20 protein-coding genes are annotated in these 22,161 nt (G+C 63.8%); 7 read left to right on the top strand and 13 right to left on the bottom strand.

The window, feature by feature from the left end; genetic code table 11:
• Positions 1-226: 226 nt before the first annotated feature.
• Entirely contained in the window at positions 227-847 is a 621-nt protein-coding gene (locus tag G9373_RS39215) for a TetR family transcriptional regulator (RefSeq protein ID WP_167120381.1), read from the bottom strand.
• Positions 848-938: 91 nt separating this feature from the next.
• Between G9373_RS39215 and G9373_RS39220 the strand changes: the two genes are divergently transcribed.
• Complete coding sequence (locus G9373_RS39220; protein WP_167120384.1) at positions 939-2,300, top strand: cytochrome P450; 1,362 nt, start codon at positions 939-941, stop codon at positions 2,298-2,300.
• A 54-nt stretch (positions 2,301-2,354) separates the two neighbouring features.
• Positions 2,355-3,080 carry an IS110 family transposase gene (locus G9373_RS47140; protein WP_240960992.1) on the top strand — a complete coding sequence of 242 codons (726 nt, stop codon included), beginning with the start codon at positions 2,355-2,357 and terminating at the stop codon, positions 3,078-3,080.
• A 63-nt stretch (positions 3,081-3,143) separates the two neighbouring features.
• Here the strand turns inward: G9373_RS47140 and G9373_RS39235 are convergent, their stop codons facing one another.
• On the bottom strand, positions 3,144-3,944 hold the full coding sequence (locus G9373_RS39235) for a crotonase/enoyl-CoA hydratase family protein (RefSeq protein WP_005564471.1): 801 nt from the start codon (positions 3,942-3,944) through the stop codon (positions 3,144-3,146).
• A gap of 116 nt (positions 3,945-4,060) precedes the next feature.
• Here G9373_RS39235 and G9373_RS39240 point away from each other — a divergent pair, with 116 nt between their 5' ends.
• Positions 4,061-4,222 (top strand): Dabb family protein, encoded by a 162-nt coding sequence (locus tag G9373_RS39240; RefSeq protein WP_240482972.1) that lies wholly within the window; start codon positions 4,061-4,063, stop codon positions 4,220-4,222.
• A 181-nt stretch (positions 4,223-4,403) separates the two neighbouring features.
• Here the strand turns inward: G9373_RS39240 and G9373_RS39245 are convergent, their stop codons facing one another.
• The 8 genes from G9373_RS39245 to G9373_RS39290 all read right to left on the bottom strand — a co-directional run bounded on the left by G9373_RS39245 (position 4,404) and on the right by G9373_RS39290 (position 13,677).
• Positions 4,404-4,604, bottom strand: a complete 201-nt coding sequence (locus tag G9373_RS39245) for a 4-oxalocrotonate tautomerase family protein (protein WP_005264727.1) — start codon at positions 4,602-4,604, stop codon at positions 4,404-4,406.
• Positions 4,605-4,966: 362 nt separating this feature from the next.
• The gene (locus G9373_RS39250; protein WP_054248002.1) at positions 4,967-5,173 is read right to left on the bottom strand and encodes a hypothetical protein; all 207 of its coding nucleotides are present in this window, start codon (positions 5,171-5,173) and stop codon (positions 4,967-4,969) included.
• A 448-nt stretch (positions 5,174-5,621) separates the two neighbouring features.
• A complete protein-coding gene (locus G9373_RS39260; RefSeq protein ID WP_005564474.1) occupies positions 5,622-6,875 on the bottom strand; it encodes a CoA transferase in 1,254 nt (417 codons plus the stop codon).
• A gap of 114 nt (positions 6,876-6,989) precedes the next feature.
• Positions 6,990-8,438, bottom strand: coding sequence for an aldehyde dehydrogenase (locus G9373_RS39265; protein ID WP_037207671.1), 1,449 nt, complete (start codon positions 8,436-8,438; stop codon positions 6,990-6,992).
• 222 nt (positions 8,439-8,660) lie between these two features.
• Positions 8,661-9,530, bottom strand: a complete 870-nt coding sequence (locus tag G9373_RS39270) for an SMP-30/gluconolactonase/LRE family protein (RefSeq protein ID WP_037207674.1) — start codon at positions 9,528-9,530, stop codon at positions 8,661-8,663.
• A 34-nt stretch (positions 9,531-9,564) separates the two neighbouring features.
• A complete protein-coding gene (locus G9373_RS39275) occupies positions 9,565-9,861 on the bottom strand; it encodes a Dabb family protein (protein ID WP_005264733.1) in 297 nt (98 codons plus the stop codon).
• Positions 9,858-11,507 (bottom strand): NAD(P)/FAD-dependent oxidoreductase, encoded by a 1,650-nt coding sequence (locus tag G9373_RS39280; RefSeq protein WP_167120395.1) that lies wholly within the window; start codon positions 11,505-11,507, stop codon positions 9,858-9,860. The genes G9373_RS39275 and G9373_RS39280 overlap by 4 nt, the downstream gene beginning before the upstream one ends.
• Before the next feature lie 1,402 nt (positions 11,508-12,909).
• Positions 12,910-13,677: a helix-turn-helix domain-containing protein gene (locus G9373_RS39290; protein WP_043788657.1), complete on the bottom strand. Its 768-nt coding sequence runs from the start codon at positions 13,675-13,677 to the stop codon at positions 12,910-12,912.
• A gap of 240 nt (positions 13,678-13,917) precedes the next feature.
• Between G9373_RS39290 and G9373_RS39295 the strand changes: the two genes are divergently transcribed.
• The 3 genes from G9373_RS39295 to G9373_RS39305 all read left to right on the top strand — a co-directional run bounded on the left by G9373_RS39295 (position 13,918) and on the right by G9373_RS39305 (position 17,242).
• Positions 13,918-15,096: an acyl-CoA dehydrogenase family protein gene (locus G9373_RS39295; RefSeq protein ID WP_167120402.1), complete on the top strand. Its 1,179-nt coding sequence runs from the start codon at positions 13,918-13,920 to the stop codon at positions 15,094-15,096.
• Entirely contained in the window at positions 15,096-16,184 is a 1,089-nt protein-coding gene (locus G9373_RS39300) for an acyl-CoA dehydrogenase family protein (RefSeq protein WP_167120407.1), read from the top strand. The genes G9373_RS39295 and G9373_RS39300 overlap by 1 nt, the downstream gene beginning before the upstream one ends.
• Before the next feature lie 551 nt (positions 16,185-16,735).
• A complete protein-coding gene (locus tag G9373_RS39305; RefSeq protein WP_005564483.1) occupies positions 16,736-17,242 on the top strand; it encodes a DUF664 domain-containing protein in 507 nt (168 codons plus the stop codon).
• Here the strand turns inward: G9373_RS39305 and G9373_RS39310 are convergent.
• Positions 17,227-18,459, bottom strand: a complete 1,233-nt coding sequence (locus G9373_RS39310; protein ID WP_054248747.1) for an oxygenase MpaB family protein — start codon at positions 18,457-18,459, stop codon at positions 17,227-17,229. The genes G9373_RS39305 and G9373_RS39310 overlap by 16 nt on opposite strands.
• A gap of 140 nt (positions 18,460-18,599) precedes the next feature.
• Here G9373_RS39310 and G9373_RS39315 point away from each other — a divergent pair, with 140 nt between their 5' ends.
• On the top strand, positions 18,600-19,226 hold the full coding sequence (locus tag G9373_RS39315) for a TetR/AcrR family transcriptional regulator (RefSeq protein ID WP_037206876.1): 627 nt from the start codon (positions 18,600-18,602) through the stop codon (positions 19,224-19,226).
• 26 nt (positions 19,227-19,252) lie between these two features.
• On the opposite strand, the gene G9373_RS39320 is transcribed toward G9373_RS39315, so the two are convergent.
• Complete coding sequence (locus G9373_RS39320; protein ID WP_167120413.1) at positions 19,253-21,625, bottom strand: serine/threonine-protein kinase; 2,373 nt, start codon at positions 21,623-21,625, stop codon at positions 19,253-19,255.
• A 341-nt stretch (positions 21,626-21,966) separates the two neighbouring features.
• On the bottom strand, positions 21,967-22,161 hold a 195-nt coding region (locus G9373_RS39325; protein WP_167120417.1), incomplete at its 5' end, for a hypothetical protein.

Below are 22,161 nucleotides of genomic sequence, written 5' to 3' on the forward strand. Positions count from 1 at the left end.
TGTTAGATCGATTATCGGTTTAGACACCGCAACGACACGCAGTATTAGTGGCTACATTTTCGAATCGATTTCCGTCGTCTTCTCAGGTCGATCATGCAATCTCCGCCGAGAGCTACCGCAACTTCGGCCTAGGCTACCCACCCGATCGTGAGCCGTTCATATCGACGATCTCGAACAACGCGTCCGTGTCCCGTCGCCAACATTACGAGCCCAAGCACCGCGCCCCTCATCGGTGTGCGGTGGAGGTGAATTGATATGTTGCCGCATCGACGATCTCGCCGGGCATGATGGAGATCTCGTCGTTCAACCATGCGGTGACCAGCTCGGCCAAGCCGCCCACAAACAGCAGTCCGTTGATTTCACCTTGATGTGGTGGCCACGCTCGGTCTCCGTACATGCGCGTGGCTTCGTCCGCCACCATCTGAGCGAAGCCCCGCAGTGCTGCGCGTCGGTGGGTGCGCAGAGGTTCGGACGCGGCGGATTCGATCATCGCAACACGTCCCTTGCGTGGATCATCGGTGAGGATGGTGACGAACGACGCGATGGCATTTCGTACGCGTTGTTCGATCGTCCCAGTGCTCGCTCGAAGCGCATCCAGTCCGGCCTGACGGACCTCGTCGGCGATGCCGTCCAGGATCTTCTGTAGGAGTTCGTCTCTGCTGGTGAAACTTTCGTAGAAGTATCGCTCCGTCAACTTGGCGTGCGCGCAGATGGCGGTCATGGTGGCGCCGCCCTTACCTGTGGCTGCAAACACGTCCAATCCCGCCTCGAGCAGACTCTCGCGGCGCAGTGCTGCACGTTGGTCGCCGCTCAGGCCAGCGTATCGACGGGGCGTAGGGGGAGTCATGGATCGATATTGACAGACGTGATCTCGATGTCGCAGACTACGCTCATCTGACAGGACGCGCTGTCAGATGAGACGGGAGTTGAGGTTCGTCATGTCCAAGATCCTGGCCGTTCCACCCGCACAGTCGCAGTTGCAACCGGTCTCGGGGCGATCGGGGCTGCCCGGCGTCGGGCATGTACTCGAATACATCCGAGATCCACTCGCATTGATGCAAAAGCATTGGGACCGTTACGGCGAGGTCTCCTGGTTCTCGATGGTCGGTCGGCGTTGGGTCGCAGTCCTCGGACCCGACGCATGCCGGGAAGTGCTGCAGAACAAAGATCGGGCATTCGTCAACGGTGACGGCTGGTCGGTGCTGATCGGCCCCTTCTTTCACGGTGGCCTCATGCTTCTCGATTCGGAAGAACATCTACGACACCGTCGAATCATGCAGCAAGCCTTCACCCGATCGCGCCTCGAGAATACCGTCGACGTTCTCAACCCGGCGATCGATTCGGCGCTCGACGCCTGGACTCCCACCGACGGATTCCGCGCCTACACGGCGCTCAAGACGCTCACTCTCGATCTCGCCACCGACATTTTCATGGGTGGCGCGGAAGGGTCTACCGAGAGCGAGATTTCCTCGGTGAAAAAGGCTTTCGTCGATTGCGTGCAGGCGGCAACCTCGGTGGTCCGCTATCCGGTCCCGGGGACCAGGTGGAAGCGAGGACTAGACGGACGCCGAGTCCTGGAAGACTTCTTCCGGCAATACCTACCGGCGCGTCGATCACACGAAACGGACGACCTGTTCTCCGTGCTCTGTCATATCGAATCCGAAGCAGGACAACGCTTCAGCGACGACGAGGTGGTTGATCACATGATCTTTCTCCTGATGGCCGCGCACGACACCTCCACGATCACCATCGCCACGATGATGCAGTACCTGGGTCAACACCCGCAGTGGCAGGACAGATGCCGGGCGGAGTCGCTCGCGTTGGGGACCCCGGCGCCGAGTTATGCCGATCTCGACGGACTGGACAGCCTCGATCTGGTCATGAAGGAATGCCTGCGGATCGTCTCTCCGGTGCCGGTCATGGCGCGCCGAGCGGTTCACGACACCCAGGTGCAAGGGCACTTCGTGCCTGCGGGAACCTACGCGGCGGTGGTGCCACATTTCACCCACCACATGTCGCAGTACTGGCCCGAACCCGAGCGTTTCGATCCCGAACGCTTCGCGGAACATCGACGTGAAGACAAGGTGCACCGATATGCCTGGGAGCCCTTCGGTGGTGGCGTGCACAAATGCCTCGGAATGCACTTCGCCGGCGCCGAGATCAAAGCAATCATGCATCACCTCCTCCTGCGCTTCGACTGGCACGTCGACGCCGACTACGTCGCCCCACTCAACTTCACGTCCTTGCCGTTCCCCTCAGACGGACAACCTGTCGACCTGCGTTTGCTCGCTACTTCTTGAGGCAAACTGGGGTGGTCTGGCGGACCCTTTAGCTTTAGCTGGGAGTCCGAGCCCTTGTGTGGGCACGCCGCCACGTTCGCCGGCTACACCGGCACCGCCCCGATCGAGGCGTTCTCCGGCGACGTCGTGCGCCACCGTCTTTCCCGCGCCGGAGACCGGCAACCGAACTGCGCCCTGCACACCATGGCTATTACGCAGATCGGTCGAGACACACCCGGCCGCGCGTTATTACCCAACGGAAACGCGCCGCCGCAAAGAGTCACAGGGAAGCGTTGCGCTGTTGGAAGAGGCGGCTCTCGGACGTCGCCTGTCGGCAGCTTCTCCGCGACTCGGCGACAGAGTTGGCGGCAGACCCGGGAGGACACTTGGGGGCGGCTCTATCGCCCTGCGCGGCAGGCTGACACCCCGCACACCGGACCAGTCACTTCCCTGACCCACCAAATTCCACCCTACAACCGGAGCCACAGGTTCGGCTTTGACACAGAGAGCGGGACCACCTCATCGGGTAGTAGGACCGCCAGCGCCGATCCCCATGCCCTCGGCCCGATGTCCGATCAGTTGCCGGCGCGGTGTCCGGAACGTCTGGGCCGCTGCCGTTCCCGGGCGGCACCTGCCGATGACGGTGTGCCGCAACTGGGTGTGGCGGGCCTTCGGCGACCCGGCCGCCGCCAACTTCTCGCCCATCAAGTCGGGACCGCTACTCAAACACGAGGTGCTCTGGGAGACGGGAGCCGGCCTGGCAACCTCGATAGATCCTGCTCGTTGTGGTTCTCATACTGAGCTCGCGGGCGGCTGGGCGGTCATTCTCCGGTGATACCGACCCAGCCTCGAGCGATGCAGGTGCTACTCACCTGTGAAGGAACCCGGACGCTTCTCCAAGAACGCGCTGACGGCCTCCCGGTGGTCGGCGGTGTGATGGGACAGCGGTTGCATGGCAGCGGACAACTCGAGCAAACTATCGAGACTCAGATGCTGGGATTCACGCAAAAGCTTCTTTGCCATCCGCACCGAGTTCGGCGGATTGACCGCTACGCGCTCCGCCAGCCCGCGCGCCTCGTCGAGCAGCTGCTCCGGGGCGACGACCCGGGAGACCAGCCCCCATTCCAGTGCAGTCGCCGCGTCGACGCGGTCCCCGGTCAACGTCATCTCGGCAGCGCGAGCCGCGCCGATCGCGCGTGGCAGCAACCACGCTCCACCGTCCCCGGGAATAATGCCCAGCTTGACGAAGCTTTCTGCGAAGAAGGCTGTGTCGGAGGCGATCCGCATGTCACACATGAGCGCGAGATCGCAGCCGGCGCCCACTGCGGGGCCGTTCACCGCCGCAATCAGGGGGACGTCGCAGTTGTACATCGCCCGAGGTATACGTTGAATTCCCTTCCGATAGCCCTCGCGCTGCTGGTGAGGCTTGCCTCCGAAGAGCCCGCGGCCTTCAGCCATGTCCTTCACGTTACCGCCGGCCGAGAACGCGGAACCGGCGCCCGTCACGATGACTGCTCTGGTCTCATGGCTGGCATTGACAGCGGCCACGCACGCTACGAGCGCGTCGATCACGTCCTCACCGGAGATCGGGTTGCGTTCTTCGGGCAGATTGATTGTCCAGGTCTCGATAACACCGTCGCGCTGGACGAGAACGGGATCATCCATGAAAGTTGCTCCTTGGGTGAGGGTCAATCAGTCACGATGACTGACTTATAGTTGTTGGTCCCGACTTCGGCTGCCGTCCGCAGATTGTTCAGTATCGGCACGGCCGAGATCTCGGAATCAAGGACGGCAACGCCGACTACGCCGTTTCCGCAACATTTGATGGCATCGACGAGTTTCGCGCGTACCTGACACATCCCGACCACGTGAGGTTTGCCGAGGAGTTCGTCTCGGCGATGGCTGAGACCTACTCATCGGTTCAGGTCGAATTCTCCTCCTAGATCCAGGCCGCAGTGGCAGTCCGCCGAGTCGACGTGGTGCCCTACGCTCAGCAGGTGAGCAGAGGGCACCACGTCCAGTTGATCGGGGGCGCCGACGTTCAGTGAGAACCGAGGGTGGTTCCGGCCTCTCGCGCGACCGAGGTGGCCGAACGAGAAGTCGGAGTCGCTCGCCGAACGTCGGTCAGGCCGGCTTCGAGGCTCGTTCGGTCAGAGTCTCACCGCCGATGGCCCAATCGTCCTTCGACACTTCTTCGATCGTCACCCAGACACTTGCCGGTTTCGCTCCTGTCGCATCCACGTATGCAGCGGTCAGCTTCTTCAATAGCTCACGCTTCGCTTCGGCGGATTGGCCGGGGGTCTGGGTCACATGCAACAGCGGCATAGCGTGCTCCTTGAGGGTTTTTGTTGGGAAAGGCACTCGACAAACCACTTCGCTAATCGAGATCAGTTGATCGGCAGGAACCGTGCCACGGCCAAGGGTAACAGCCTTGAGTATCGATTAAAAAGGTTGGGGTGCAACGAATATGATGATACAGGGTTGGTGTGTCGTGTCACTTTAGCTTGCAGTCAAGTAAGTGTCAGATAGCCATTCTTCATTGTGGATAAGACCATCTTCTCCGGGGCCTTCAGAGTTGATGGGCGAAAGCGCGCGGTACGAACACGAGTTGTCTGAGCAATTGTGAAACACCATTACGAGATTGGGCGTGAATCTATGATCGAACTCGATCGCGACTGGCCGCGGCTTCACGTGGTGGCCTCGACCGCCCCGCCGCACTGCGCGACGACGCCGAGGCGCTGCGGGAGGGGTGGCCGACGGCGCGACTTCTGCGAGTCAACGGGCTCGGGCAGGTTCGTCTCACGGAGAAGCATGTGCTGCTGGAACCGGGCTCCGACCGCTACTTCGAGCCTCCCGAGCATGCGGTGCTGCTCGGTGTCTTCGACGGGGACCACGAATGGGCAGTGCGGGGCGACGAAGGTTTCAATGATCGCTTACCTTCCAGGCCGGTGCGATGGCTCGCTTGGATCGAGTTGGACAAGGCGTTCGCGCTGTGGGGCGGACCCCCGCTGGTGTTGCGGATGGACAACGGACCGGAGTTCGTATCCACTGTGCTGCAACAGTTCTGCCGATCGGATCGGTACCTGTTAGATCTCGCCAGGGACACCGTGGAACAACGGACACATCGAATCCTTATACAACCGACTGCGGAAGGAATGCCTCAACCGCAATCACTGGACGAGTCAGCTCGAAGCGAGGGTCGTGATCGGAGACTTCAAGGACGCTAGGACCGTTCGGGCGGCGACCATGTCAGTGAAGCCCACCGACCTTGCGAGCTCACCGGTGAGGGCCCGCATTGGGGAGCGGTGCCAGCGGGCTCCCCTCGTCGAGTAATCGGCCCCGCTACTCCGGCAATACCCCGGAGCCGCGTAGACACGCAACCTCGTTCTCGGAAAGTCCGAGCTCGGCGAGAACAGCGTCGGTGTCGGCGCCGCGGTGGCGAGGGCCGAATCGCACCGAACCGGGGGACTCGGACAGCTTTACTGGTACGCCGATGCCTCGGTACCCGTCGCATTCGATCACCATCTTTCGGTGCCGCACCTGCGGAAGGTTGAGTGCCTCCCCGACGTTGTTCACGGCCCCCGAGGGAACACCGGCCAGTCGAAGTGCGGCGGCCAGGGCCTCGCGCTGCCAACCGCCGATGAGTCCGCCGAGGACCTTGCGCAGCTGTACTGCGTTCGCCATACGATCGGTATTCGTCGTGAACCGTGGGTCCTCGGCGAGCCCGGGCGCGTCCAACGCGTTGGCGAGCGACCGGAACTGCCGGTCGTTGCCGGCACCAATGAAGAACGGTCCGTCACTGCAGATGAACGTCTCGTAAGGACAGATGGTGGGATGGGCGACGCCGGTGCGTTCCGGCGCGACGCCGGTAGCGAACCATTTGCCGGCGTGTGGGTGCAGGATCGACACCGCGCTGTCGAGCAGCGCGAGGTCGACAAGCTGCCCGCGCCCGGTCTCGCGCCGCACGTGCAGCGCCATGAGGATGCCGTTCATCGCATTGAGGCCGGTGATGATATCCACCAGCGGGATCCCGATCCGCATCGCCTCGCCGTCAGCTTCGCCGTTGATACTCATCAGCCCGGACAGTGCCTGAAGCACTGCGTCGTACCCGGGCGCGCCACCAAGCGGCCCGTCGGTACCGTACCCGGTGATCCGGCAGTGTACGAGGCGCGGGAACTCCGCGGCGAGTACTTCGTCGCCCAGGCCCCACCTCTCGAGCGTCCCGGCCTTGAAATTCTCGATCACGACGTCGGCCTCGGCGAGCATTCGGCGCAGGAGTTGCTGTCCTTCCTCGATTCGTAGGTCGACGCTGATGTTGCGCTTGTTGCGGTTGAGCCCGTCGAAGTACGTGCTGTGGTCTTCTCTGACGAACGGCGGGCCCCAACCGCGGGTTTCGTCGCCGGCTGGTGGCTCTACTTTCGTTACGTCCGCACCGTGGTCAGCGAGCATCTGCCCGCACAGTGGTCCGGCGAGCACCCGCGACAGGTCGACGACGCGAATGTCTGTGAGCGCGCCAGTCCGCGGAGGCAGCGCGGCTGAATTGGAAGAGGCGTCCCAGGCGTCGGCCGAAAGGGCGTTGACTGTCGAGTTGGTCATGGCTGCTCATTCTGGTGGGTATTGAAGGGTCGGGCCGGCCGAGGGGGAAGGTAAATCATGACGCCTCTAGGCATCCAATTGAACAGGGAGTGGGGTCGGAAGGCTCCGAGGCGACTAGACATAGATGGACCTGTATTCAAGATAGTAATCCAGCGCCTCAGGGCCGAATTCTCGCCCAATTCCGCTGTGCTTCACGCCACCGAAGGGGGAGCCCATGTCCATCGAAAAATAATTGATCCCCATTGTGCCAGACCTGATACGTGACGCGATATCTAGGCCATGCTCGTGATCCTCAGTAAAGACGACCCCGCCCAAACCGAAGACGGTGTCATTTGCGATACGAACGGCCTCATCCTCGGACTCGTACGGGATAACGGAGATGACAGGACCGAATATCTCCTCCTGCGCCAGTCGACTGTTATTGTCCACGCCTCCAAAAATAGTAGGCGAAACAAACCACCCTCGCGTTAGGCCATCAGGCGGCTCGGCGCCGCCACGGACAAGCTGGAATCCCTCAGACTCCCCAAGCCGGATATAGTTTCTCACTCGCTCTCGGTGTTGATCGCTCACCATCGGGCCCAAAGTGACCGCGTCGTCAAGCGGGTCCCCCATCGCCAGATCATCCACATAGGCAGCCAGGACATCTAGAACTTCCTGGGAACGACCATGGGGAACCAAGATACGGGAGTTTGTGGTGCATGTCTGCCCCCCGTTCTTGAACACAGCGTCGTCCAGGCTCCTAGCGAAGACATCCAGGTCCGCATCAGGGAGCACAACGGCCGCCGACTTGCCACCGAGCTCGAGCGATACCCTCTTAAGGGACCGGCCTGCCGCCTCGCCTATCGCCTGCCCTGCAGCCGTTGACCCGGTAAATGCAATCTTGTCCACACCCGGATGGGCCACAAGGGCCTCGCCCGCGCGAACGCCACCAGCAACAATGTTGAGGACTCCGGGCGGCAGACCTGCATCTTCCGCTGCTTCCCCGAGCACGTAGGCGTCAAGCGCAGTTTCGGGGGCTGGTTTCAAAACGACAGTGCACCCAGCGGCGAGAGCAGGAGCGATCTTGGCCATAGCCAGCAACTGAGGATAGTTCCACGCAACGATTGCACCAACAACACCGACTGGCTCTTGCCGCACAATGGTGTGCCCCTTCTTGCTGGGGCGGCGAGTCTCAAAAGTCCGTGCCTCGGCGAGCTCAGCCATTGAACGCAGTATCGCTACCGGGGCCGCAGCGTTACTGATAATCGATAAAGGCCAAATCATGCCATTCTGCTGACTGACCAAGCGCGCGGTGGATTCTCCTCGGCGCTCGAGGCTATCGGCGAACCGCCGCATAGTCTCGGCCCGTTCGTGCGGGGTGGAACGCCCCCAGGGGCCGTTGTCGAGTGCTGCCCGCGCGGCCAAAACAGCTTCGCCAATCTCCGAAGGACCACCCATTGCGGCAACGCCCAGCGGCCGCTCGGTTGCTGCTTCTGCAATAGTAAATAATTCTGGGTCGACAGCCTCTCGCCACTGACCGTTAATATAAAACTGTCTGCGGTCGGCGCCACCGGCTGGGGGCATAATGTAACCTCTCTAACGTGGTCATATACCTTGTCTTCCAAGGTTGCTTGCGAAAGACGATTACGGTCAATACGCTGCCGCAGCCAAACGAAGGGCAAAGCGCTGGAGCGTCTACAGTTGAAGCGAATGACTAGATGACTGCTCGGCACCGTACCGATCGGACCGTCTCGGGCCCGATCGAACTCCGTACGGACGGCCCACATCTAGGGAGATCAGGCCGGCCTACTGTGCGACGCCACGTCGATTCACCTGCGCGGTGCGGACGGTGCCTTGTGACTTACCTTCACCGAACTGCTCGAGAGTGGTCGCATTGCAAAACATGTACAGCACATCCAGGTCTGATCCGCCGAACGTGCACGCAACAGCCCAGGCGTCAGGCACCAGAACGGAATCGGTGATCTCGCCGCTCTCCTCAACGCGATAGAAGCCGCTCTCCGGACCGTTGGTCAGGCCATTGCCGAACCAGACGCCACCTTCGGTGTCCAGTGCAATCCCGTCAGGGTGCATGCTCTCGTCGAGTTGTGCCCACACTCGGAAATTAGTCAAAGAACCATCGGCGTTTACGTCAAAAGCATCAATCCGGTGACCGAAAGTCTCCGCGAGGAGCAAAGTTCGACCGTCCGCACTAAGAGCAGCTCCGTTCGGGAATGTCGCATCGCCTTCAACTCTGCTTACGTTGCCCTCGGGTGTTACGTGGGCCAAAGTTGTTGCCTTCGGATCCTCAGCCCCGAGGTCAAAGCCAAAGTTACCAATGTAGGCATGTCCGGACGGCGATACCAGCATGTCGTTTGCCATTCCGCGGGCGATATGCGCGATATCGGCGTACTCGCTGACGGATCCGTCGGACGCGATTCGCACAACCTTCTTCTTCGTCGGATCCAAGAGGACCACTAAGACCGATCCATCCTGTAGGAAACCGAGCCCAGACGGTGACTCTTCGAGCGTCGCGAATGCAGTGTGGCTGCCGTCCTCTTCGAAATGAAGGACGTGCTTGCCAAAAAAGTCGCTGGCCCATAGTCGACCATCGTGCCAGCGCGGTGCTTCGAGGTAGCCATGCCCACTGGATATTGTCTGCAGTGAATGGTTCTTCATTGCCTGTCCTTTCGGTGGTAGACCTAGGCGCTAGTCACGCCTCAAATTGCACTACGGTGTATTTCGCCGCGAACTTGGAGAGCAGCTCCTTTGCGCGAATATGAGCAGGATGCACGTCGTACTCGGCATAGCCTGTTGGATCATGAAACGCAGCGGAAATCCCGTAGTCGCTGCTCACGTCGCGCGAACTGATGTCTCTTCCATGAGCGTAGGCATGTAGCAGTTCTGTACATTCGGCGGACAGCTGATCAAGCGCAATTGCGAAAGCCGATATATTCGAGTCATCGATCGGCCGGGTCCATGATATAGCGACCAAGTGATGAAAAGTCATGACACGGTCAGCCCATCGGTATATCCGGACTCCTTTTCCTTCTGCCAGAACTGCAAGTATGTCGGCACGCCGTTTAGATACTGCAGCATCTGCATTTTCTTGCCCGGAATGTTGCCCCCGTTATACCAAGACTTCGCCCGATTGAATAGCGCCGTGTCGTCGGTCTCGTTGATGTGCGCGGTCCAAGCTTTGTCCGCTTCAACTGTCGATTCGAAACGGGTGAGTCCGTTTGACCGAAGAAATTCGAAAAAGTCGACCATGACCTCGCCCTGAAGCTCGGCGTTCGTGGACCCGTTCGCAAATGCAGCAGGACTCTGGGGGCCGTAGACGAAAATGGCGTTCGGGAACCCGGCTGTGACTGCTCCGAGGTACGCGTCTACGCCCTGGCTCCATTTGTCACGTAAAGTGACGCCATTCGCGTTCTGAACGTCGATCGAGGTTAGTGCGCCGGTGTTGTTGTTGAAGCCTGTAGCGAGAACGATAATGTCAAACTCGCCGTGCTCGACTCCGTCGGCTGTGCGAATCCCAGTTTCGGTGAATCCGACGATCGGGGTCTCTTTGGTGGAGACAAGAGAGACGTTCGTCTGATTCATCACCTCATAATAGTTTTGATGGAGGGCCGGCCGCTTGGCTCCGAAGGGATGAGGGGCGATTTCTGGGACCAGCAGCTCTGCTTTGGCTGGGTCTTTGATCTGGGGCTTGATCTTGTTCTTCCAGAACTCATATGTCAGCGCATTTGTTTTGTCATTGAATAGATAGTCCGAGAAATTTCCCAGCCAGAATGCGAATCCGCCCTGATTCCATAGGCGCTCAAAGACAGCATTGCGCTCGTCCTCTGGGGTTTCGACACCGCTCCGGGGGTCAAAGTCGTAGTCGATCGCTGCGTGGGTTTCGCGACATTTCGCGGCAACCTCGGGCATTTTGTTCTTGAGGGCGGCTTGTTCCTCATCATCCAAGTACTTCTGTTGCATAGGCAACGAAATATTCGGAGTGCGCTGGAAAACCGTGAGGTTTTCGACTACTGGGCCTGCTTCCTGCACTACCTGAACAGCGCTTGCGCCAGTTCCGATAATCGCGACGCGCTTTCCCGTCATGTCCAGATCGGAACGCCATCGGGCGGTGTGAACCAGTTCTCCTTGGTACGCATCCATATCTGGGATGGATGGTGTGTAGGGTTCCGTGGTCGACCCTGTCGCGAACACCACAAACCTTGCCCGGAAAGTGGCTCCGTCCTGTGTTTCGAGGTTCCACATCCGCTGCTCTTCGTCGAACGTCGCGCCCACGACCTTAGTGTTGAATCGACTGTCCTTGCTCAGGTCCAGTTTGGAATCAACATAATTGAAATAGCTACGCATTTCCTCATGATCGGGGTACATCTGCGAGAAGTCCCAATCCTTCCAGAGGTATTCGTCAGTGAACTGATATACCGGTGCGTGGCTGTCCACCCTTGCTCCCGGATAGCGATTGAGGCTCCATGCCCCGCCGAAACCGCCACTGGCTTCAAGGAGGATCACAGAGAATCCCCGGTCCCTAAGATGGCGTAGCTGATAGATGCCACCGAAACCACCACCGACAACGATGACGTCATAGGTAGGTGTTTCCGCAGACTGTGCCAGGTCGTTCTTTGGAGCGTGGATTGCGGTCATCGATTTGGACCTTTCGAACGCTGAGATGGGGCAGGGTTGCCGCTCGCTGTAGCCCTCTGATCGGAGGTGATTAGAGGACCGAACGAGCTGGAGGGGAGCGAGACCTGGAACCTGTGTGACTGCGACCAAGTCTCGCTTGGGATGTGGTGTACACCATAGGCTTCAGCCTTCAAGTCCGCAACTAAAGAGAATAATTCATAACTACGTAAAACACGGACGCTTCAGTAGTGTTTTGCTGCGTTGGCCGCGCGGCGATGGCTGGAGCGGCGAGCACGATGGTCGGGTACGCCTCGATCGACTCGCGGGTGCGGTGGAAGACCGGTCAGGCCTTCAGTTCGGACTTGGCGAGGCGGAAGAACTGCTCGACTTTCCGCAGGGTGTGATAGGCGGCCACGACCGCCTTTCCGACCATCGCGGTCGGCTCGATGTCGGTGACGTAGCCCTTGTGGCCGGCGGACTGGCGGGCCCGCTCGATTGATGCCTCATCCAGGATGACGCTCTGTCCGGTGACCTTGACGGATCGTTACCTTCGTAGTGGTTCTGCCCGGTCGCCTACGCACTGGGTGCGGTCGATCTGCGCGTTAGTGGTGCGCCGGTCGCGTTGGCGCGCTGCCACTTTTAGTGCCACACCACCCTGCGGTCGCGCCGGTCAGGGCCCTGGCCCATCGAGCGGGTCAGCTCCGCGGTGTCACCTTCGGCGATAGTGTTACCGCGGCGGCCGAAGTGATCCTCGAGTTCCCTGGTGGCCTTGGAGGTTCAGGAGGCGACGATGAACGACAGCCCCGCAGGTTGGCGTTGATCGTGTTTCGGGGGGTGCCTGGACGCCGATGTCTTCGAGCGCCCGGTCGTGTCGAGTTTGCTGTTCGGCTCGATCAGTCCGGGCGCACACTAGCGACTTTGAATGTCTCATCGCCGATCTCATCGAACCCCAGCGCCTAGTACGTCCCGGCCAGGTCGGCCCACAGGACCTCGCTGGAGCGCGAGCGCACCACCGCATCCCCGCCGCGCGGGCCTGCGACTCCGGCTCCAGCTCGAGACGCGTCTGATCAGCGTCGATCCTGCCCCTGGTCACCGCCATCAACGTCGTGAGATCGCCCTCGGTATGAGCGAACCCGATGTGCTCGACTAACCTGCGGGTCGCCTCGCCCCGCGCGTTCTTCGCCGCACCGGGAACGACCTCAGTGGCACGAAGCTCTCCTGTTGGGGGAGCCCCAGCACCAGCCGTTGGAGTCACTGCTCTCGAGCTGTCGGCCGCTCTGTGGGCGCTCGCGCATCACACCGAGGTCCACCGGGCAAACGCGCCGGCAAGTATCAGGGGCGTCGACACGAGAGATCGCGTTCGTCCTACGTGTGTGAGAACGTTCGTGCACTCGGCATTCGCACGGAGTCGCGCGCCTAGCGGTCAGCGAAAGCCCCACTCCTCGGCGTGCCGGAGACAGATCTTAGCGAGCTCGTCGCGCCGCTCTATGATCGTCTCGCGAACGCCGACCACACCGAGTGTGGCGATGGTTCGGCCGCGTTCCCGGAGAGCCACCGACACGCCGTCACCGCGTTCGACAGCCACGCCCGGGGCTGCACACACGCCGGTGGCCCGTAGTGCCTCGAGGGCGTAGAGGAACTGCTCGATGTAGTCGGCGTCGGCCACCGGGCGGGAGTTGAGGTAGGCCCAGATGTCGCGCTGCTCGCGGTCGGCCAGTAGCAGCCACCCCGCGGACGTGCGCAGCAGGGAGCGCCGCAGGCGGTTCTCCGCCAGGTACGCGTACTCCGGTTCAGAGGAGACGTGGTCAACGTAGAACAGGTCGTCGCCCACCGAGGTGGACAGCGCGATGGTCAGTCCGGCCTCGGCGTGCACTTGCTGGAGCTGTTCGTGACTTATCGACGTGACCGGGGGGCGTCCCGCGATGACGTTGAGCAGGTAGGGCGCTGTACCGAGGGTGTAGATACGGTCGCGCTCGTCGAGGTAGCCGACGGCGACGAGACCGTTGAGCAGCCCATGCACCGAACTCACTGGGGCGTTGAGAGCCTTTGCCACGGCCGTGAGGGTGAGACCGGCACCGGAGCGGGCGACGAGCTCGAGGATTGCCGCGACCCGGTCGATCATGCGATGGCGGGGACGCTCGGGAACCTGCTCGAAAGGTACGGCTCCGGCGGCCGGAGAAGTTTCCGTCATTGCGAAAGCGTAGCAATGGCATCCGAGCTCAATAGATAGCGTATATACGTAGTCTGCTTCGCTATTGTGTATCTCTGGCGTTTCTGGGACACTTTCCAAGTGATGCGGGGCATCCTCCGCGGCAGGGCGACCCCGCGGTCTGGACTGACCCTTGATTTGACTGTGCGCACTCCCCGAACAGCGGCACAGTCGACCCCGATCGCCCGGGCGCCGCCCGGGCAGGACTCATCAGGAGGTCCCATGAGTTCGACTCTCGCGCCACCTACCACGGTGGCGACCGATGAGATGAACGCCCTGCGTGCCGAGGTACGCGCGTTTCTCGCCGAGGAGGTCGACGCCGGGCGGCTCATACCCTGGATCGACACCTGGCTCACCCGCTGGGACGAGGACTTCACCCGACGCCTCGCCGAACGCGGCTGGGTCGGGATGACGATCCCCACGGAGTTCGGTGGCCGCGGCCGAACCCACCTCGAGCGCTTCGTCGTCACCGAGGAACTGCTCTCCGTGGGCGCCCCCGTCGCCGCGCAGTGGGTCGCCGACCGACAGATCGCCCCGTCCCTGCTTCGCTACGGTACCGAGGAGCAGAAGCACGAGTACCTGCCCCGCATCGCCGCCGGCGAGTGCTGCTTCGGCATCGGAATGTCCGAACCGGACTCCGGCTCCGACCTGGCCAGTGTCCGCACCAAGGGCGTTCAGGTCGACGGCGGCTGGCGGATCACCGGGACCAAGGTGTGGACCTCCGGGGCCCAGCACGCGGAGGCCTTCATCGCGCTGTGCCGCACCGAACCGCTCGACACCTCGCACCGTCACGCGGGTCTGAGTCAGTTCATCGTCGACCTGCGCAGCGAGGGCGTCACCATCCGGCCGATCGTCTCCCTCTCGGGGGACCACCACTTCAACGAGGTCGTCCTCGAGGACGTTTTCGTGGCGGACTCAATGGTCTTCGGCACCCTCGGTAACGGTTGGGAACAGGTCAACTCCGAGCTCGCCTTCGAGCGCAGCGGCCCTGAACGGTTCCTCTCCTCGTTCCGCCTGTTCGCCGCGGAGATCGGTGCGATCTCCACCGGAGCCCTGCCCGAGCGCAGCGACCTCGGCCGGACCGTGGCCCGGATGGCCGGACTGCACAACCTCAGCCAGAACATCGCCGGCGCGTTGCAGCGCGGTGAACCCGCCGACACCCCGGCAGCCCTCGTCAAGCTGCTCGGCACCGTCACCGAGGGTGACATCGTCGACACCGTCTCCACCCGGCTCGGCGACGAGCTGGCACCCGGTTTCGCCGGCACGAACGGCACCGCCGCGGTCGCCGAGATCCACGGCCTGCTGCGCGCGGGCCTCCACCAGCGCCCGGGCTTCACGCTCCGCGGCGGCACCAACGAGATTCTGCGCGGCGTCATCGCGCGGGGACTGGGGATGCGCTGATGACCACCGCCACGACCGTCGACCTCTCCGTCGACGAGGACCTGCAGGCGATGCTCTCCGACGTCGTCTCCGGTTTCTCCGGCCCCGACGTCCGGCCCGACGCCGACGCCGTGTGGTCGACACTGCGGGAGGTCGGCGTCGCCCGGCTCACCGCGCCCGAGGACGCCGGGGGCAGCGGAGCCGGCTGGGCCGAAGCCGCCGCGCTCCTGCGCACCGCGGCTGCCGCCGGTGTGGCCGTCCCGTACGCCGAGACTGACCTGCTGGCCGGGCCGCTCCGGCGCGCCGCCGGGATCGACGACTCGTCCGACTCCACCGCCACCGTCGCGCTGCTCGATTCCTCGGGGACCGCGCACGGTGTCCCGTGGGCCGGTGCCACCGCCACCGTCGTGTGCGTGCGCCCCGCCGGCGATACCCACGAGCTCGCGGACGTGCCAACCGACCGGTTGACGATCACTACCATTGAGGGCATCTCGGCAGTGCCGACCGGCTCTGTCACCGTCGGTGAGGGCATCTCCTGGTCACCCGTATCCACCGCGGCCGTCGAGGCGTACGTCCTGCGCGGCGCGCTCGCCCGCGCATTGCAGTGCGTCGGCGCGATGGACGGCATGCTCGCCTCGGCGATTGAGCACACCACCGCCCGCAGCCAGTTCGGTCGCGCCCTGGCGAAGTTCCAGTCCGTGCAGAACCTCGTCGTCGACATCGCCGCCGAGTCCGTGCTGGCCCGCGCTGCCGTGGACACCGCGCTCGCCGACGCCCTCACCGACGACCTCGACGGCGAGCTGTCCCAGTTCCGCGTTGCGGTCGCGCGCAGCGTCGTTTCGCAGGCCCTGGCCGTGGCGGTGCGCAACGTCCACCAGGTGCACGGCGCGATCGGGACCACCCACGAGCACACCCTGCACCGGGTCACCCTTCCCGCCCTGCAGTGGCGCGGCGAGTTCGGGTCACCGGCGTTCTGGGAGGGGTTCCTCTCCCGCGCGGCCATTGTCGGCGGCATGGACGGCGCGTGGCCGATGGTCGCCGAGGGCGCCCGCGTCGAGGACGCCGCGAGCCGGTACCTCGACGCCGTGATCGCAAGGTCCGTGTCATGAAAACGGAACCGCCACGATCTCCTCCGCAGCCGAGCCTTCAGCTCCCTACTCGAGGCCGAACACAGAAGCCGACCACAGCCGACACCCTCACACCTCCGCCCAACCCGCCCACACCGAACCGATCCACCACCGCGGCAGCCGCGACATCGATCGCCGCCACCACGTCACCACACCCGGTGCCGGGGCAGCTTTCGGGATCTGCACATCGACCCCCGCGGACACGGCTACAGCGGGCTTACACGTCGAAGATCAACGACACGCCGATCAGTGGGGAAACCTCAGGCAGCAGCACGAAACTCCGGAAAGGAACCCGTGCTCGTTCCATATCCCTCGCCGCCGTCGCCGGCCCACAATCCTGGGGGTACCTCCCGCTCGCGGGGGCGATCTCGCGTTCTCCGGAAGCCGTGACGCTCGGCGGTTCGGATCGTCACCGGCGTAGCCCGGCCGTGGTGGTCAGCGGCCGCCCGGGGTACTGGGGACATGTCGTGCCGGTTCTGTGAGCCCGAGGGGGTCATAGTGGAACGTGATGTGAACACGACGAAAGGAAGATCGTGGACCATAGCGCGCTGTTGACCGACGCCTTCGATCGCATTCAGGAGACCGTGCATTCCACGCTGGCCGATCTCCCCGCCGACGCCCTCACGTTTCGGGTGGACGCGAAGGCGAACACCATCGCCTGGCTGATCTGGCATCTGACGCGAGTGCAGGACGACCACGTCGCCGGTGTCGCGGGCACCGCGCAGGTGTGGACGTCCGGCGGGTGGGTGGAGCGCCTCGACCTCCCGTTCCCGGTTGCCGACATCGGTTATGGGCACTCCGCGGACGAGGTGGCGAAGGTGCGGACCGGCGCCGACCTCCTGCGGGGGTATCACGATGCCGTACACGACCGCACCGTCGACTACGTCCAGTCGATCGGGCCGGACGACCTCGACCGGATCGTCGACGAGAACTGGGATCCGCCAGTCACTCTCGGTGTCCGGTTGATCAGCGTCGTCTCCGACGATCTGCAGCATGCCGGGCAGGCGGCATACGTCCGCGGCATCTACGAGCGCCGCTGAACCCGCGACGACGTCTCGTTGGCGGCGAGCCACGCCTCCACTCGCCGCCGGGAGCGTCGGCCGACGCGTTCGCGGACGGCCGGACTCACTCGGGCCGCACCGTGCAGCGTCCCGTTCCCCACCAGTGCCAGCGGAGCGAACCAGGCGGGCACGACCGGCAATCCGAGTTCTCGCATGCCGCGCTTGCCGGAGAACATCCGCTGGATGCTGAGCAGGCGCTGGCGGTTGAGCCGCCGTCGCAGGGACTCTGCGTGCGGGTAGTGGAACGTGGCCCACGACTTCTGCAGTGAGTCGGCCAGCACCCTCGAGTTCTCGTCGGGGCCGGGAGCGAACATCCCGATCTGGCACATGTTGCGGCGTCCGGTGTTCTCGTCGTCGACCAGCCAGTGCTCGTCGATGCCCATCAGCCAGCCGATGTACCGCCACAGATGCATGACGTCGCGGCCCTCGTCGGCGGAGACCCACACCCCCAGCGACCGGAGTCCGACGAGGAACGTCGTCGAGAAGAGGGCGAGCGTCCCGGCCTGATCCGACTGGTTGATCGGCATGCCCCAGTCGGACACGTCCCAGCTCTCGTCCCGCAGCAGGGTCAGGTTGACGAACGCGTGCATCAACCGCACGTGGACGGACAACTGCCAGCCCCGGCGGTCGCGATCCATGCCGCCGGGCAGGACGCACTCGTACCACCACCGCACGGTCTCGGCCACGCGCTGACCAGCGCCGTCCCCGACCAGCCTGCCGGTGGCCACGAGTTGGCGGGAGGTGGCGGCGCTGCGGTAGCCGTTCATCAGCGAACCGGTCGCGAGCAGGTCGAGTCCGGTCATTCCGCTGCGCAGGCAGACGGCGGCCCCGTGCTCGAGGCGCCGGTCGTCGACCCACGACGGCCGACGGTCCACTGCGTCGAAGAAAGCGACCAGCGGCGGCGCCGCGTCGGGCACGCTGCCGATGCCGTCGGAGAGTGCCCGGGAGAACTGGGCCATCGTCACGGTCTTGTCGACGAGGACGGCCCGCGCCAGTGCGGCACCGATCTCGTCCTGACGGACCACCGCCCGGGCGTGAAGTTCCCGCTCCGCCGGGGTGGGTGCCGGGTCGCCGTGCACGAATCGCGACAGCGTCCGCATCGAGCGGCGACCCCACTCCGAGTCCATGTCGAACCGCCGCGGCGGCGTGAAGTCGGAGAAGCCGGGCGCCGACTCCCGGGACTGGGTTTCTGTCATTGCGGTGCACTCGATTCGGTAGTCGAGAAGGGGGGGCTTTGTGCCTCGGCCCCCGCTCGAGGGGCTGTGAGTTACAGTTCACCTCACCTAATCGGACGGGTACAAGTCGCATTGTGGGGCAGATCGGGAGGGTTCAGCGAATGGGCACTGGCCAGCGAAAAGACCCCTCTCAGCAGCGGTCGCAGGAGACGGTCGCGCGCATCTTGTCGGCAACTGGTCAGGTTTTGCGGGCCAAGGGGTACACCGGCTGCAGCACGAACGCCATCGCGGAGGCCGCCGGCATCTCGAAGGGGTCGGTGTACCAGTATTTCGCGAACAAGGACGAGATCATCGAGGTCCTGATCGACAAGATCATGGAGGAAACCACGGCTACGTTCGGGACGCAGCTCGAGCACGCCGTCGCGAAGGGCACGTTCCTGAAGGACGCGGCCCTGCAGTCCCAGCTTCTCGCAGTCCTGGACAGGTATCGCGACATCCTCGGTTCGCTGCTCAACGACGCGCCGCACGTGGCCCTCACCGCTCACCGTTCGGTCCGCATCGAGGAACGGTGCCGCGACCTGTTGCGTACGTATGTGACGTTGAATCCGTCCGCGATCGGTCCGGGGGTCGACCTCGACGCGCTGCTGCTGGTGCTCACCGTCAGTTACCGGGAGGTGAGCCTCGAATACCTCCGCCGTGACCTCCGCGACCGGCGAAACGAGCTGGCCACCGTCCTCTACGACATGACGATGGGCGGCCTCGCCGGGCGTGCGACACGCGGGGTGTAACGCGGAGGGGGCTTCGGGAGACATACCTAGTGAGCCCATGGCGCTGTCGGACCCCGACCCGGCAGCGTCAGGGGCCTTCTTTTTGCGCTCCTACCGCCGCCGCCCGGTCGGCGACCCGGCACCTCCAGCCACACGACCCTTTCGAGCGCGCGCAGATCGCTCTCGATCCGCCGGAACAACTGGTACACGGCGATGAAGGCGAAGATGCCGCCCAGACACAGCGCGCGCACCGTCGCGTTCACGGCGTCGCCGGTGTTTACACCGACGAAGCTGAGTCCGGCGACCCCGATCAACGGGACGGCCGCCGCGACGGCGAGGTACCGCGGCATGCCCCGGCCGAGGGCCCGGATGTTGCGGCCGTCGCTTCCGCGCAACTCGCCGTGCGACAGCAGGATCGGGTAGAGGCACCGCACCGCGTAGAACGTCAGGATGAAGAAGGGGTAGGCGAGCGCGACCGCCCCGCACACGGCGAGGGACGCGAGGAGTTGCGTGTATGCGCCCAACGAAATCCCGCCGGCGGTGATCTCCAGGGCGACCGGGTAGGCGACGCCGGCGACGACCCACAACCCGAAGCTGACCACGACCGCGCGATGGCCGAGTCCGAGCGTCGTGGCTCGCGCCTTCTCCAGCACCTCGGAACTGTAGGTTCTGCCGTTTCGGAGTCCTCGCGGCACCGTGAGCGCGAGTCGACACCAGTAGACGATGAGCACTGCGCCCAGCGGGAATGCGATCCCGCCGATCACCAGGTGCACGAACTCGAGATCCTGCTGCGCCTCGACGGGCAGCGTCGCGATGATCAGCACTTTGTTGTAGTAGTAGTTGTATCCGGCTGCCAGCAGGTTCGGGATGCCGACGGCGGCGATCACGATCGGAAGAGCCCACCGCCACATCGTGGACCGCACGCTTCCCGGTGCCGGGTCGACGAGATCGCGGGCGTGCGGGTCGAGGCACAGCGCGAACTGCCGTGTCAGCTTCCGGCCACTCGACCACCGGTCGTCCCGGTCGGGTGCGAGCGATTTCACCAGGATGCGCCGCAGCGCGGCGGGACAGTCCTCGGGGAGCGCGGATCGTTCCGGGTCCACGCCCCGGCGTCGGGACTCGAGAAGAGCCTGAGGCGTCGGCGGGGATGTGGTCCCGTCGTCGTCCGGGAAGGGCCGGGCCCCGGTCAGCAGTTCCCACAGCATGACGCCCAACGCGAAGATGTCGCTGCGGGTGTCGAGGTCGGAGGCGGTCCGGTGGGTGCTCGGGTCGATGACCTCGAGCTGTTCGGGCGACATGTACGCGACGGAGCCGCCGATGAATCCTCCGGCGCCGCGATTCTCGACGCTGTCGCTCGAACTGACGTTGAAGTCGGCCAGTTTGGGGATGCCTTCGAGTCCCAGCAGTACGTTCGCCGGTTTGATGTCGCGGTGCAGGACGCCGTGCGCCCGGGCGTAGTCGAGTGCGTCGGCGAGCCGCAACCCGATCCACGCGACCGTCTCCGGCCACGACAGTGCGGCGATCTCGTCTCGAACACTCGAATACTCGGGCCGGATCTCGCCTCTCTCCTCGAGGATCCGGTCGACCGAATCGAGCAGCAGCTGTCCGGATCGCTGCTTGGGCGGGGTCTTGCGGACCAGCCGCACCACGTCGAGGAGCGTGCCGCCGGGCACATATTCCATGAACAGCACCCGCAGCCGGCGGTCCTCCAGCACCCGCTGGTCGTAGACGCGGACGATGTACGGGTGGTCGAGCTGCGCGAGTGTCTGCGGCTCGTTGCCGATGTTGCGGGAGATCTTCAACGCCACCCACCGCTGCATCGAACGCTGCCGGGCGAGGAACACCCGCGCGAACGCGCCGTGACCGAGTTCCATCATCAGGTCGAAATCGTCGAGGCGCTCACCGACGTCGAGGTCGTCGCCCGGACCGAGTTCCGCGGTGATGGTCCGCCGGTCCATGCGGCGGTCGTGTTCGAGGAGGGTCTCGAACCGGGCCGCCTGCTGCGGATACTCGGCGACGTACTCGGCGGGATCGACGTCGGCGCCACTCTGACGGCGGACCCGGTACTCCAGGTAGACGAGTTCCGGTGGCAGTGGTTCCGCGAGCAGCTCCGGGAATTCGAGGCAGTAGTCGGCGATGCGCTTCGGGCTCCCCGACCGCAGCCACCGGTACTCGAGGTCGACCTTGATCAGCTCGATCAGCGCGGCCCGCCTGATCGCAGCCGTGTCGGGGAGATATTCGGTGAGCTCGGCCGGCGAACCGGAAGACTCCCAATCCGCGACCAGGCGCTCGACCCCGCTTTCCACGACGAACACCGATTCGGCGCCCGACGTCGTCGTCGACGGCAGCTGAGTGTCCTGACCCAGTTCGGTGGGCGGCCCAGACGCGACTGTCGAATCACTCGGCGGGCGATCGTTCATGGCGGTCCGATTCCGGGCGGTGCAGATTCCGGGAGGTGCAAAGGGGATGTACTTGCCAGGGTATTCCTGACGGTGCGTGCTGGGTACGGAACAGCGGGCCGGCCTTCACGGGTTCCCGGCGGGTCCGGAACCAGTGCGAGGGGTGTTCACCCATGGCGAGCAATGATGTGGTCCTTGGTACCTCCACGAACTGAACGGGCAGGTAATCACGCTCGAGGGCCCTTCATCACCTCTGATTCCGCCCCGAGCATCTCGATGGAGCCCCGCTCCACCAAGTCACATTCACGACCAACGGACCAGAACTGAGAGATTGCGTGTGGGGTCAGGCACTGTGTGCGTAGTCAGTTCGCTCTGGTCGCTGCGGTAGGACTGCTCGTCAGAGGAAGTGGAGTGTGCAGAGAGCGCTTGGCGCGTGCGAGTGAGCGCTGTGCGGCGGCGGTGACGGCTTCGGCGGTGAAGCCGAACTCGCGGAACAGGGTCTTGTAGTCGGCGGAGGCGCCGAAGTGCTCGATGGAGACGATTTCGCCTGCGTCGCC

This window comes from Rhodococcus sp. A14, assembly GCF_011603105.1.
Lineage (GTDB): Bacteria > Actinomycetota > Actinomycetes > Mycobacteriales > Mycobacteriaceae > Rhodococcus_F > Rhodococcus_F opacus.